14 protein-coding genes are annotated in these 12802 nt (G+C 36.4%); 8 read left to right on the plus strand and 6 right to left on the minus strand.

Features of this window, described 5'->3' with window-relative positions; all coding sequences use genetic code 11:
* Positions 1-514: 514 nt before the first annotated feature.
* The gene (locus HOO54_RS13550) at positions 515-781 is read right to left on the minus strand and encodes a hypothetical protein (RefSeq protein WP_172296093.1); all 267 of its coding nucleotides are present in this window, start codon (positions 779-781) and stop codon (positions 515-517) included.
* A gap of 742 nt (positions 782-1523) precedes the next feature.
* Here HOO54_RS13550 and HOO54_RS13555 point away from each other — a divergent pair.
* The 8 genes from HOO54_RS13555 to HOO54_RS13590 all read left to right on the plus strand — a co-directional run bounded on the left by HOO54_RS13555 (position 1524) and on the right by HOO54_RS13590 (position 6588).
* Positions 1524-1859, plus strand: coding sequence for a glycosyltransferase family 2 protein (locus HOO54_RS13555; protein ID WP_172296095.1), 336 nt, complete (start codon positions 1524-1526; stop codon positions 1857-1859).
* Entirely contained in the window at positions 1856-2368 is a 513-nt protein-coding gene (locus HOO54_RS13560; protein WP_172296097.1) for an SMI1/KNR4 family protein, read from the plus strand. Before HOO54_RS13555 ends, HOO54_RS13560 begins: the two co-directional genes overlap by 4 nt.
* Positions 2369-2693: 325 nt before the next feature.
* A protein-coding gene (locus HOO54_RS13565; protein WP_172292672.1) for an IS3 family transposase occupies positions 2694-3844 on the plus strand; the annotation gives its coding sequence in 2 pieces (ribosomal slippage) (positions 2694-2955 and positions 2955-3844; 1152 coding nt in all).
* 789 nt (positions 3845-4633) lie between these two features.
* Entirely contained in the window at positions 4634-4882 is a 249-nt protein-coding gene (locus tag HOO54_RS13570; RefSeq protein ID WP_172296099.1) for a hypothetical protein, read from the plus strand.
* Between the two features lie 178 nt (positions 4883-5060).
* On the plus strand, positions 5061-5288 hold the full coding sequence (locus HOO54_RS13575; RefSeq protein WP_172296101.1) for a hypothetical protein: 228 nt from the start codon (positions 5061-5063) through the stop codon (positions 5286-5288).
* A gap of 197 nt (positions 5289-5485) precedes the next feature.
* Positions 5486-5863 (plus strand): hypothetical protein, encoded by a 378-nt coding sequence (locus HOO54_RS13580; protein ID WP_172296103.1) that lies wholly within the window; start codon positions 5486-5488, stop codon positions 5861-5863.
* A gap of 192 nt (positions 5864-6055) precedes the next feature.
* Positions 6056-6208 carry a hypothetical protein gene (locus HOO54_RS13585; RefSeq protein WP_172296105.1) on the plus strand — a complete coding sequence of 51 codons (153 nt, stop codon included), beginning with the start codon at positions 6056-6058 and terminating at the stop codon, positions 6206-6208.
* A 218-nt stretch (positions 6209-6426) separates the two neighbouring features.
* Positions 6427-6588, plus strand: a complete 162-nt coding sequence (locus HOO54_RS13590; RefSeq protein WP_172296107.1) for a hypothetical protein — start codon at positions 6427-6429, stop codon at positions 6586-6588.
* 68 nt (positions 6589-6656) lie between these two features.
* Here the strand turns inward: HOO54_RS13590 and HOO54_RS13595 are convergent, their stop codons facing one another.
* From HOO54_RS13595 to ahrC, 5 genes are all read right to left on the minus strand, one after another.
* Positions 6657-6929, minus strand: a complete 273-nt coding sequence (locus HOO54_RS13595) for a DUF3784 domain-containing protein (protein WP_253907680.1) — start codon at positions 6927-6929, stop codon at positions 6657-6659.
* A gap of 953 nt (positions 6930-7882) precedes the next feature.
* Positions 7883-8683, minus strand: a complete 801-nt coding sequence (gene spo0A, locus HOO54_RS13600; RefSeq protein ID WP_172296109.1) for a sporulation transcription factor Spo0A — start codon at positions 8681-8683, stop codon at positions 7883-7885.
* A gap of 285 nt (positions 8684-8968) precedes the next feature.
* Positions 8969-10291 (minus strand): SpoIVB peptidase, encoded by a 1323-nt coding sequence (gene spoIVB, locus HOO54_RS13605; protein ID WP_172296111.1) that lies wholly within the window; start codon positions 10289-10291, stop codon positions 8969-8971.
* A 276-nt stretch (positions 10292-10567) separates the two neighbouring features.
* Positions 10568-12298 (minus strand): DNA repair protein RecN, encoded by a 1731-nt coding sequence (gene recN / locus HOO54_RS13610; protein ID WP_172296113.1) that lies wholly within the window; start codon positions 12296-12298, stop codon positions 10568-10570.
* A gap of 27 nt (positions 12299-12325) precedes the next feature.
* The gene (ahrC, locus tag HOO54_RS13615; protein WP_172296115.1) at positions 12326-12775 is read right to left on the minus strand and encodes a transcriptional regulator AhrC/ArgR; all 450 of its coding nucleotides are present in this window, start codon (positions 12773-12775) and stop codon (positions 12326-12328) included.
* Positions 12776-12802: the final 27 nt, after the last annotated feature.

Below are 12802 nucleotides of genomic sequence, written 5' to 3' on the forward strand. Positions count from 1 at the left end.
CTTTATTTCGTTGTAGGTATACCTATTATGATACTTGCTCTTGAGATCATTTCAAAACTTTTCGATTCCAACAGTGATGACAATTGAGGTCATTAAAAAGAGGTCAGAAAGAATTCTGATCTCTTTTTGTGCTGATGAATATCGATATTCACTTTTAACAATGATTGAATGATCATGAATCAAGTGATGAGAATGATAAAAGATCTCTCATGAACTGACTCGCTATGGTCACCGCAAATACGTTTAATCGATACATCTCCACAGCCAATATCCAAATAATGATTTCTACGTTTTGTTCAGCACTTTGTCAGCGATACTGAAATTGAAAGAATGCAGATCTGCAATTGATAATTAAGCGGTTTCTCATATAAGATTTTAAAACGATAATAGATCTAAGTTTGTATAACTAAAAATTGTTGTGGTTTTTTTATTAGTTTATACTGCACTGATACTGAAAGACAAAAAGCTTGTCGATGGCCGTTTTCACGGCGTTATCGACAAGCTGTTCAGTAAATCATGTATTCCCACCACGAATTTCTACAACACGTTTGGAACTAAAATCAATATCTACTTCAAAACTTGGATTAATTAAACAACGTATTTCTGGAGGACAATCGACCCCAAAATAAATTGTTCCTTTATCTGGATGACTTTCTTCTTGAGAAAACGTATACCCATTAAAAAGGTATTTATGCAGCATTTTTTTTTGAAGTACAGATAAAAATTCTGAATCGGAAAAAGCGATGTCCAAGGCTGAAGAATATAAATCGTTTTTTGTCATGATAAAACACCCTTTTCAAAATATTGAATTAACTATGTTTTAGAAAAGTGTTCTAAGCCTGCTTTCTCAAAGGAACAAATAAATAATCATTCTACGTTCACTAAGCGGTTATCGACATCACTCACCACCTCTCACTCATATAAAGCAACAACATGGTGAATCACAGTCAAAACAGACAACTCAGCTGAAATGATATGAATTTCAAAGTGTAGCTGTCTATCGCTACACAATTACATTATATTCCCATTCTTTACCCTGAACAACCCAAAACAAATAAGTTCATATAATGTTAAACTTTCTGCAGCTTCGCACTTTCAAAAAGTTCGATTAGCCGTGTATTCTGTTACTTTTGTACAATTCTAAGGTATTCTCTATATGAGAGGTGAAGGAGATTCCAGATAAAACCAGTTCTCTTTTCTTAGAAATCTCCATATCATCTTCACCAGCCCCAAGCTTTTATATTTTAAGACACGCTATATGTGTATGGCGGTTTTATATGGACTTAAGCTAAATCTGAGCAAAATTTTCACTATAAATGCCCGCTTCATCCACTACTGTTCTAGGATATCCATTGCGTAAAGTATCTCCGTTTAATCAATGAAATATAGTCGCAAAAACATACTCGGATACTCAAGCGAACCCGAAGTGTTAAATGTTCAATTTTATTCAAGCTATTCCGTTAGTATAATTATCCTATCTAGACAATTTACAGAATGCCGAATTGAATAGAGCTGTTGACCAAATGAAGCCGATAGTGAGTATTATTATACCAGTGTATAATGGAGAAAAATATTTGCGCAACTGTTTAAATAGCGTTGTAAGGCAGACTCTTAGCAGTATCGAAGTGTTAGTTGTTGATGATGGATCAACTGATTCTACCCACAATATAATAAGAAATTTCACAGCCGCCGATAGTCGGATCGTACCGATATACCAATCAAATCAAGGGCCGGCAACCGCGCGAAATAACGCGATTAAGCAGGCAAACGGGGAATTTGTAGCGTTTCTCGACTCAGACGATTGGGTTGATCCGGAAACTTACGCCGAAATGTGTGAAGGAGAAGGAATTAGACAATGAGGAATTGGAAAGAGAATATAGCCACAATGGTGCTTGTAAAGCAGGAATTAATGAAACATGATGTAAAAAATATATGGCCTCATCATTTTCCGGAAGTCGGGGCCAGTGAGGAGCAAATTCGTGTAATAGAGGACCAATTAGGACATAATCTTGATTCTATGTTTCGAAGGTTTCTTAAACATGCAAATGGCTGGAAAGGATTTTATCAAACCGTTGATTTATTTGGTACTGAACAATTACAGGAATCAGCGATTAAAGATTATGCGAAAACTTTTCTAGATGATGACGTATTAAAAGAAAGTGGTGTTTCCAGAACACAGTTGCTTCCGATAGCTATTACTGAATTTGACAAAGATTTATTTGTATTATGTTTACCGAATTCATCTACTCCTGGTGAAGTTATTTGGTTTGCTGGCGAGGAAATTGACAGATTCAAAAATTTTAATGAATATTTTTTAGCAATGATTGATTACAATAGGGAAGAAGTATTTGAGTTAAAAAAATCATGATATTTGAAAACCTCGATTTGCTAAATAAGTTTAGGGAATTTTATTAGATCTTCAAACATTGAAAAGGAACCAGTCCTCACTTACATTGTTGAATTGATAATGACAATCACTACCAATGTTTGTGCTAAACCCCATATAAGAAGCTAAAGTCATGTTGGTTTGTGTTTAACCTTTAAATCATACGATGTCTAATGTGACGAAGCGAGTAGGCTACTTCACACGAAGAACAGTCAATAAATGTACGAAAAATGATGTTAGTCTAATAATTGGACACAGAGAATAGAGATTTTTATACTGAAACTAATAATTTCTAGGAGTGTCCAAAATGAACGGAAAAAGATACGATAAAGACTTTAAAATCTATGCTGTTAAGATGGTTGTGGAAGATGGAAGAAAGGTAGCTGAAGTTGCACGAGAGCTAGATTTAGTTCATCAAACTTTGCATAAGTGGGTGGATAAGTATAAGGAAGAGCAGGAGGATGCCTTTGTAGGAAGTGGGAATCTTAATCCCAAGGATCAAGCTAATTATGAAAAAGATAAACGTATTCGTGACTTGGAAGAGGAAGTTTCCATTTTAAAAAAGGCTATGGGCATCTTCGCAAAAAACCAGAAGTAATTTATGACTTCATCGAAAAACACCGACACGAGTTCCGTGTAGCGAAGATGTGCGAAGTATTAGGTGTTTGGAAAAGTGGTTATTATGACTGGAGGAATCGAGATAAGAGTGAGCAGAAAAAGCGTAGAGAAAAGCTAACAGCCGAAGTGAAGCGTGTTTATATGGAGTCCAAGAGAAGGTATGGTAGCCCTAAAATCACTGAACAATTAAAACAAGAGGGTTGGGATGTATCTCAAAAGACTGTTACTCGTATCATGAGCGAGAATGACTTGCGGTCTAAAACGGTGAAAAAGTACAAGGCGACGACAAATTCTAAGCATTCTTATCCTATTTATCCGAATGTATTGAAGCAAAACTTCCACGTAGACAAGCCTGGAGCTGTTTGGGTTGGTGATATAACCTATGTATGGACAAGAGAAGGTTGGTTGTATTTAGCTACGATCATGGACTTATTTTCAAGGAGAATCATCGGTTGGGAAATGAGTAGACGTATGACGAAGGAATTGACCATTACCGCTTTGAAACGGGCGATAAACCAGCAGCCACCACAGAAAGGGCTTATTCACCATTCCGATCGAGGTAGTCAATACGCAGCGTATGACTATCAAGCAGTTCTACGAGACTATAAGATTACGACAAGTATGAGCAGAAAAGGTAACTGTTACGATAATGCATGTATTGAATCTTTTCACAGTGTGATCAAGAAGGAGCTCATATTCCATCAGAAGTATCAAACACGAGCAGAAGCAAAAAGAAGCATATTTGCCTATATCATGACTTTTTACAACTACAAACGTATTCATTCATCTATTGGTTATTTATCACCGATAGCTTATGAGAAAAAGTATGCGCAAAAGTGAATACAACTGATAGAGTAGAAGTTTAGTTACCTCTTAATAGAAGGAATGGGAGAATGCCGTTCCTTCTATTAAGAGGACAGCAAGCGAAGCGCGGTAGCCTTGACAATAATTTAATATTTTAAGTGTCCAATATCTTGACATAGGTCCAAAAAAGATCCTTTTATTAAATATAAATCAGTTATTATCCTGATATTTTTGAAATTGAAAACAATAACCTTTATTAGACTACGATTTAAAAAATTGCGATCTAGCATTCCCTCTCACCTATCCAAACTGACCGATGATGAGAGAAAATAATTAAATCGACAGTTATTAGTTGAAATCGATAACAGAGCTGTCGAAAAAGTCCTTATCAACATGAATCAGGGAGAATTGCAAGACCCCTCAGGAGTAAGGAACGAACTCCGAGGAGGCACGCCAAAGCGAGCAAGCCAATTCCCCAATCCACACTACTTTCAGGACACCCCCATTTATCTCTCTCAATCTACTTTAACCCGTATTTTTTAAAAATGGATATTTTGAAAAAGTGAGATAGTCAGTAGTAGTGTTAATAGGGTAAAAGTCGAAAAGATCCTATCACAAACGATTATGGAATTAAAGTCAATACAGTATTGACAGAACTCAAATCTCTTAGTGAGTTCAAACAACAGGCAAACAAAGTTATAATTGAGGAAGAGGTACAACAAGTGCTTAATCTTACTAAAAAGCTTATCATGATAAAAAAATACCAATAACAGCAAAAAATATGTGCAAACGATGGAAAGATAACAAACGAGGAGGAAAATAAAAATGGCTAGAATGCAATGTAAGTGTGGAAATCACCTATCAACTGTAGATGCTCCAAACGATGTTCAACTGCATATTTATACTGATAAAGAATGGGATGTTATTATTAATATGGCAGATTATCTTGACCCTCTTTCAATTCCTGATCCTAATAAAGAGGTGTGGAGATGTATTCATTGTGATAGAATTTATGTTTTTAACGAGGATAACACGGTTAATAAAGTATATGTAGTAGAAAAAGTAGGAAGTTAAAGGAGTCTGCCTTGTCAATTCAATGCCTTGGTGTAGTTCATTGGGAGATCTCATTGTCTAACGCTTGGAATCTCGTAACTATTTTCGTCAGTTCCTCTGCCTTGCAGCCTGGTCTGGCCCCTTTATTTACTTCAGTATTCAAATGCTCAAAAAGGTTTATGCGGAATAGCTTCAACAAATGGATTCAGTGAAGTACTCACCGGCTAAGATATGTTTTGCGAATAAAATTTCTGTTGAACAAAAACAGCAAAGCCATAACCATGCTTTGTCGGCACTTGGAGCATCTGGTTTGCGAAGTATTAGCGGGAAACTGAATATTAACGATTCCAAGCTAATTGGAAAATTCCGCAAACAAGGTGCCACAATGAAACATATGCATATGCAAAGAGATGGGAAGAATTTTTAGGACCTGATACACACAATAATAAACACCCAAGAACAAACAGAATAGTTTTAGGGAAGCATGAATATGGAAGCCGTAAAATGAATAGTAAACCAACAAAACCTGATGATCATGAAGAAAATAGACTTGCGATCCTCAAATAATGTTATGAATGTAGATCATACTGTTGTGAGAGTCCCATTACCAAAGAGGTGTTATATGTGAAAGTTTTGATAAAACATTTTAATGCTGAAAATAATACAGTTGCATTTTCTTTAGAATACGGGAGAAGTTCTGCTTATTGGGAAGGATCTATACCTGAATGTAACAAGTATTATGATGTAGAATTTGAAATACCGGAGTTATTAATTTGGAACAAAGATATTAAAGAAGAAAAGTCCACTTCTTTTAATATTAAGGGTGGAGAAGATACTTCTTATATTGTAGGAAGGTTAGAATCATCTAGTGAAGACGGTTGTTGTATAGTAAAGATTGGGGATGGTGTTGTATTTTTAGAAACTGAAGGAAATCCGTTCAAAAATGGTACGTATATTTCTTTCAGTTCAAAAGGACTTACCTTATGTGAAACCGAACTATAATCTAGTTTGCTCCTTTTTCCAGATTTAAATGGGTGAGGATTTTAGCTCTACAATTCAATCTGAATTTAACAAGATAAATTACCAATCATTAAACATATCAGCTGATTATACACTGCAAGCCTACATGACGGAAATGCACGCTTATGGTCTTGTTCGCTGCAAACGGCTTTAGCGAAGCCTTCACAAGTAAGTTTGAATGAGAAAGTCTCAGCGAAAAAACAAGCAAAAGGCTTTATTGACACAATGTTAAGTATGGGCGGGGCAAGAGCCGCAGTCTGGACAAAAAACGTAGCCAAACTAAGTCAGAGCATCACCCATCTCATTAAAGCAGCAGCCAAGAAATAACAACTTGTGATATCACCAAAAGCTGTTACTATGAAAAAAGTAACGGAAACATGCAGGGACGTATTAAAGTCTCTGTAAAACCCAAGATTGTATGCAAGAGAATTTGCAATAACCGATTTAAGCAGTTCTAAAACCTATCATATCGATTTTGAGAACATGGGATTGTAAAGTTTGCTCGTAGTACGGGTATGCCTAAAGGTTCTGAAGGGTAATCACATATGAGACATATCGTAGATCAAGAAGAGCATCACCATCTTCAATTACAAAGAGAAGTAAACAAACATATCGATGATATTATTGGAACTAAGGATTTTGCTTTACCTGGAAAAATAATTGATAAAAAACTGCATGCAGACCATTTCCAGTATGGAAGGTTTTGAGATACTAACTTACAATAATAGACAGTAATTTTAAACAAAGTTAATTTAGCTCATATCATATTTTAGATTTATTTTAATAATACTCTGATTAAAATGAATAATGTTAAAAGTTCAATAATTATGACAAATACCCATGAATACCATGTACCAATATACACCATCAAGAGTGGGAGTGTTATGATAAAAATTCCAAGAACAATTGAATATATCCCCATCTTTCTTGCTAATTTGTTTTTATCTCCTTTATATTGTTTTTCATCATAACCTGCAATTAAGTTTAGCTTCTTTTTTTCCAAATAAGCAAACCAACAAGAATAAACAATAAACCAGTAGTAATACAAATAACCACAGCTGTGGATAAATCTGTATTTAAGGTCATCTTACACCTCCAATATAAACATTGATCTTTCAAATCTCAAACAAATATTTAATGATGTGGTTTCTTTTTTGATTATATTTTAAAAAATAGTAATAAAGTATTAATTTTCAATTTGTGTATGCACGATCTTTAACTCATGAAGTCCATACTTTTATTTTCAATACTTTCGGACAAATTTTATCGATATTTTGATTGATGGATACCATAAGAGATTTACACGTACTATTTGATATTCCTTCTTAGGTAAAAAAGAAAAAAACAAAGGGGGCATTATTGATCAACAAAGAAGACTTATTTATAAGCAATTCGTGATCTATATGATTGTTCAGTTATTAGTTATGTTTTAGCATATTAATCTTGTGTTCAAAACTCCGGTGTCGAAGTGCCAAAGGAGCGAAAGCCGTATATGGCTGCAAATAAAGCGTTAACTATGCATCGGTGGCTCTTGGAGCGTTTGATTTGCGTAAGTTCAGTGAGAAGTACATATTAAAGGGATGGGGAAACCTCAAAAAAAGCAAGAAAGATTTTACACCTGATCCGAACGAATGGCAAATCGATCGAAAAATGTCTTGTCTTCGAGTACCGCTTTCATGATGCAGACCGAACAATGATCGTAGGAAGTCAATCGAGCGTTTTCCGTTTTTCCTTGGTATACGTTTTTGAAAACACACAGGCATTTTTCCCTCACTTATTGATCCATAATATAGACATTGTTTTGTAAAAAATAACCCCGCCTATAAAGACAAGGTTATAAAGACTTGCACTATTTCTCTTTACCACTTATCGCGTAGAACTAGCGACCAAATTCATCACAATAACAACGAAAAATTCATTGGGGTGACGATAAACTATTCGTTAGAAACAGACCGGCAATTCAACGCTTAAACCATCGCCAAACCCCGATCACTGCTCCTTTCAAGAAGCCTTATGCTCTAAGCGAAGCTTATCAGCAACCATCGCGATGAATTCGGAATTCGTCGGTTTTGCTTTTGTCATGCTGACTGTATAACCGAACAGTGAGGAGATCGAATCGATATTTCCTCTGCTCCATGCGACTTCTATGGCATGGCGGATTGCCCGTTCGACGCGGCTGGCTGTTGTATTAAATTTTTTTGCAATATCAGGATAAAGTACTTTTGTGATGCTGCCGAGTAATTCAATATCGTTGTACACCATGGAAATGGCTTCCCTTAAGTATAAATATCCCTTAATATGTGCAGGTACACCGATTTCGTGAATGATGCTTGTGATGCTGGCATCTAAGTTTTTCTTTGGTGGTTCTTGTTGCGGACGCAAAATGCTATTTTGAGTAGATGGTGCTCGGTGAACCGTATGTGAACCATTTCCGCTCACTTGACGGATATGACCGACTAAGTTTTCCATATCGAAAGGTTTAAGTATAAAGTAAGAAGCGCCTAATTCTACTGCTTTTTTCGTGACATCTTCCTGTCCGAATGCTGTTAACATGATCACGTTCGGCTGTTTTTTCAACTCCGACTTTCTCAGCCGCTCTAGCACAGCCAATCCATCAAGATGAGGCATGATAATATCAAGTACAAGGACGTCAGGTTCCTTATTCTTAAACAATGAGAGACATTCCTGACCATTATACGCCACGCCGAGGACTTCCATGTCAATTTGGCCCTCTATATATTCACTTAAAAGGCCGACAAGCTCCCTGTTATCATCAGCAATACACACTTTAATTTTCTCCACGTTTCTTCCTCCCCAATGTGATGTTGATAAATTTCATCAATCTTTTTCTAATATGTTTAATTCGACAACACCAGTTTATTCCCTCTTTTTAAAAATGTTTTTTTCAATTATTAGTCGTTTACCACGGTTTTCTTCTTATTTTCACTGTTTTTCTTGATTTTTCGACCAATTATGAAGCTTGACAATCAACAAATCACAAGTTTGTCGAAAAATCTTTTTCTTCTTTTATTTTACATGAGATGGATCAAAAATTAAAGGCGAAAACTGCCAGAGAATCCTGGCAGTTTAGCTTGCTTTATTATTTTTGTAAATATCAATTCCGGCTTCAGATAACATCCATTCAATATGAACACCATACCCACTAGTTGGATCATTAACAAACACATGTGTAACCGCACCGATGATCTTTCCATTTTGAATAATAGGACTGCCGCTCATTCCTTGAACAATTCCCCCTGTTTTATTTAACAACCTGGAATCGGTGATTTTCAGCACCATTCCTTTTGTAGCCGGAAATTTCTGAGGAGTTGTGCTGACAATTTGGATATCAAATTTTTCAACCTTATCATTTTCGATAACGGTTAAAATCTTTGCTGGTCCTTCTTTTACTTCATTTGAAAACGCAATTGGAAGAGCTTTATCTTCAATGTGGTTTTTAATGGGGTGATGAAGTGTTCCAAATATTCCAAATGGGCTGTTTCTGTTAATGTCACCAATGACTTTTCTTTCAGATGCAAAACGAGCTAATTTCTCACCGGGATTTCCGCCTGTTCCTTTTTCAATTGAGGTAACAGTGGATTTTACAATTTCCCCATTCTCCACTTCAATCGGTTTTTTTGTGTCCATATCTGAAATGACATGCCCTAGTGCCCCATATTTTTTGGAGGTGGGTTCAAAAAATGTCATCGTCCCGATTCCTGCAGCAGAGTCTCTAATATATAAACCAATTCGATATTTTTTTTCGGTTTGGTCCTTTTTTGGGGTCAGTTTTGTTTCAATTTTTTGACGATCTCTTTTGACGGAAAGATGAAGCGTTTCTCCTGTTTTCCCTGCTTTTTGAATAAACGGGGTGATATCGTTCATTTTTTCAATTTTCTTCTCATTTATTTTGGTAATGATATCACCAGTCATAATTCCGGCTTCTTCACCAGGTGATTTTTTTCCGTCTTTCGTATTAATCTGATGAAAACCTACAACTAAAACCCCTACAGAATGCAACTTTACACCAATTGACTCCCCGCCTGGTATCACTTTTAAATCAGAGAGAACGTTTACTTTTGTTTTTTTAACTGGAAAACCGGCAACATTATAAACCAATTCTCCTGACCCTGTCTTTTCCCCATTTAGTTTCACATTATGGTGATTCTTTTTTAACGTAAACGCTTCTGATGATGCATTCTTTTCTTTTTGGGTCTTAACAGGTAAACTGGTGTTAATGACCCGTGAGTCGGTTTCAAAAATGTTCATATGCTTTGGTATTACAATGTATTCTTTAACAGGTTTGTAAAACCCCACACTTATTAAAGAAACAAGGAGAATTAAACCTACTGCTTTTCTGATTTTTTCAACATCCACCTTTTCACTCTCCTCGCACCTAACCCATACCATAATGATTCGCTACATCATTACTTTTGCCTTTCAGAGAGTGATTTATAACTTTGATCGAGAGAAAAACATTGGATAAAAAGATAAAGAATATAAAAAAGCGGGGGTGTCCTGAAAGTAGTAGGATGAATCAAGATGGGTAATGCCTGCTTACCACGGGCGATCCGCGAGCCTCTTCTGAGCTTGTTCCTTGCTCGTGCGAGGGCTCGCCTGACTCGCTGTTCCTGGAGGAGACGCGCAATTCCCTCTGATTTATGTTGAAAGGACTTTTTAAACAGCTTACCCACTATTTTTAACAAGAGTGGCTTGACTTAAAAGTTCTTTTGCATGGCGTTTTGTCAAGTCAGTGACTTCTACACCGGCAATCATCCGACCGATTTCTGAAATTTTTTCCTGTTTTGACAAAGGATTAATACTCGTCATCGTCCTGCCGCTTTTAGATTGCTTTGTTATCAAAAGATGTGTATCAGCCATGGCAGCTACTTGTGGCAAATGGGTAATACATAAAACTTGAGAACCTGTTGAGACTCGGTGAATCTTTTCGGCAATGGCCTGCGCAACTCTTCCGCTGACTCCTGTGTCAACTTCATCAAAAATTATGGATGTAACATCTTGTTGTGTGGAGAAAATACTTTTAATCGCCAGCATAATTCTTGACAATTCGCCACCTGAAGCAACTTTTGCCAAAGATTTGAGCGGTTCCCCTGGATTTGTTGAAATGAGAAAACGAGCGACATCTATCCCTTTTTTTGTAAGCTGAACAGGTGTACCGTTGATAACAGGTACACTGTCTCGAGAGTCCGTTGTTTTGATGTGAAAGCTAGTGTCAAATTTCGCCTTTTCCATATAAAGTTCTTTTAATTCTTGTTGAACATGAAAAGAAAGTTTTTCAGCCCAAGATTTACGGATTTTTGAGACATTTTTTGCTTCTATACAGAGATCTTTTATCACAGAATCCAACTCGATCTTCAACTTTTCCAAGTGGCTATCCCGATTTTGAATCCGTTCAATTTCTTCTTCTATTTTAGAGGAATAGGTAAAAATATCTTCGACAGTAGCACCGTACTTTCGCTTCAGCTGCTTGATTTCATCCAAACGCATTTCAATCATGTTAAGCCGCTCGGGATCATATTCCAATTCATCTAGCTTGTTTCGAATTTGAAAGGTGGAGTCTTCTAACATATAGTACGCATTGGTGACAGACTCAGAAATTTTTTTTAGTTCTTCATGAATATCGGAAACACTTTCCAATTCACTTGCTGCCATGCCTACCCAATCCAGTCCTGCCTGCTCATTACGAAGTGCATGATAAGCATTTTGCAAGGCTTCAAATATGTTTTCAAAGTTCGCGATTTGTTGTCGTTCTTCCTCTAAACGTTCGTCCTCTTTTGGCTCAAGGTTTGCTGATTCAATCTCACCAAGCTGGAATTGAATTAAATCAAGACGATGAGCCATGTCTTGTTCACTTTCAGAGAGCTGATGAACCTTCTTCAGCACGTTCAAGTAGCGATCATATACTTCTTGATAGGCTTTCAAAGCTTTATCAATTTCTTCCCCAGCATAACGGTCCAAGAGCTCAAGATGATGATCTTCTGTCATTAAAAGCTGATGATCATGTTGACCGTGAATATCCAATAAAAGCCTTCCGATTTCTCTTAATGTTGCAATTGTGACAAGTTTTCCGTTTACACGGCAAATGCTTTTGCCATTTGCATTGATGTCTCTTCTCAAAATGATCATTTCATCTGAAGCCTCTATTCCTTGTTCAGAACATAGCTCTAAGGCAGGATGATTACCATCAAGCAAAAAAAGCCCTTCTAATTCAGCTCTTTTTTCACCATATCTGACATATTCAGAAGATCCCCTTCCTCCAATAAGCAAAGAGATCGCATCAATGATAATTGATTTTCCAGCACCGGTTTCTCCTGTTAATACGGTCAGTCCTTTTTCAAAAGAAACGGTTAGTTTTTCAATAATGGCAAAGTTCTTAATTGATAATTCAGCTAACAAGCAATATGACACCTCTTTTTCTAAACATTATAAGAGATCCAAAATTTTCTTTTGCACTACCGCTGTATCTTCTTGCTTTTGGCAAATAATTAAAATGGTATCATCGCCACAGATGGTACCTATGATCTCTTTCCAATCTAAATTGTCCATCAACGCTCCGATTGCCATAGCATTTCCTGGCATTGTTTTTAAAATAATCATATGGCTGGCTGAATCAATTTTAACAAATGCATCCATTAATGCTCTTTTCAGTTTGGAAAGCGGGTTAAATCGCTGATCTGCAGGAAGACTATATTTGTATGAGCCGCTGTTTGTCGGAACTTTTACTAAATGAAGCTCCTTAATATCACGTGAAACTGTCGCCTGTGTTACATTATAGCCGGCTTCTTTTAAAATATCGACGAGTTCATCCTGGGTCTCGATTTCATAAGCAGTTATAATTTCCCTGATTTTTATATGCCTTTGTCCTTTGTTCATTTTGCACCTCTGTCTATACAGATTTCG

Origin of the sequence: Bacillus sp. WMMC1349 (genome assembly GCF_013155385.1) — a bacterium.
Taxonomy (GTDB): Bacteria; Bacillota; Bacilli; order Bacillales; family Bacillaceae; genus Bacillus.

What these genes read in the sequence shown, in the direction of transcription:
- HOO54_RS13550 (WP_172296093.1), bottom strand. Translation starts at nt 781, where the DNA reads ATGACAAAAAACGATTTATATTCTTCAGCCTTGGACATCGCTTTTTCC.
- HOO54_RS13555 (WP_172296095.1), top strand. Translation starts at nt 1,524, where the DNA reads ATGAAGCCGATAGTGAGTATTATTATACCAGTGTATAATGGAGAAAAA.
- HOO54_RS13560 (WP_172296097.1), top strand. Translation starts at nt 1,856, where the DNA reads ATGAGGAATTGGAAAGAGAATATAGCCACAATGGTGCTTGTAAAGCAG.
- HOO54_RS13570 (WP_172296099.1), top strand. Translation starts at nt 4,634, where the DNA reads ATGGCTAGAATGCAATGTAAGTGTGGAAATCACCTATCAACTGTAGAT.
- HOO54_RS13575 (WP_172296101.1), top strand. Translation starts at nt 5,061, where the DNA reads ATGGATTCAGTGAAGTACTCACCGGCTAAGATATGTTTTGCGAATAAA.
- HOO54_RS13590 (WP_172296107.1), top strand. Translation starts at nt 6,427, where the DNA reads ATGAGACATATCGTAGATCAAGAAGAGCATCACCATCTTCAATTACAA.
- spoIVB (WP_172296111.1), bottom strand. Translation starts at nt 10,291, where the DNA reads ATGGTATGGGTTAGGTGCGAGGAGAGTGAAAAGGTGGATGTTGAAAAA.
- ahrC (WP_172296115.1), bottom strand. Translation starts at nt 12,775, where the DNA reads ATGAACAAAGGACAAAGGCATATAAAAATCAGGGAAATTATAACTGCT.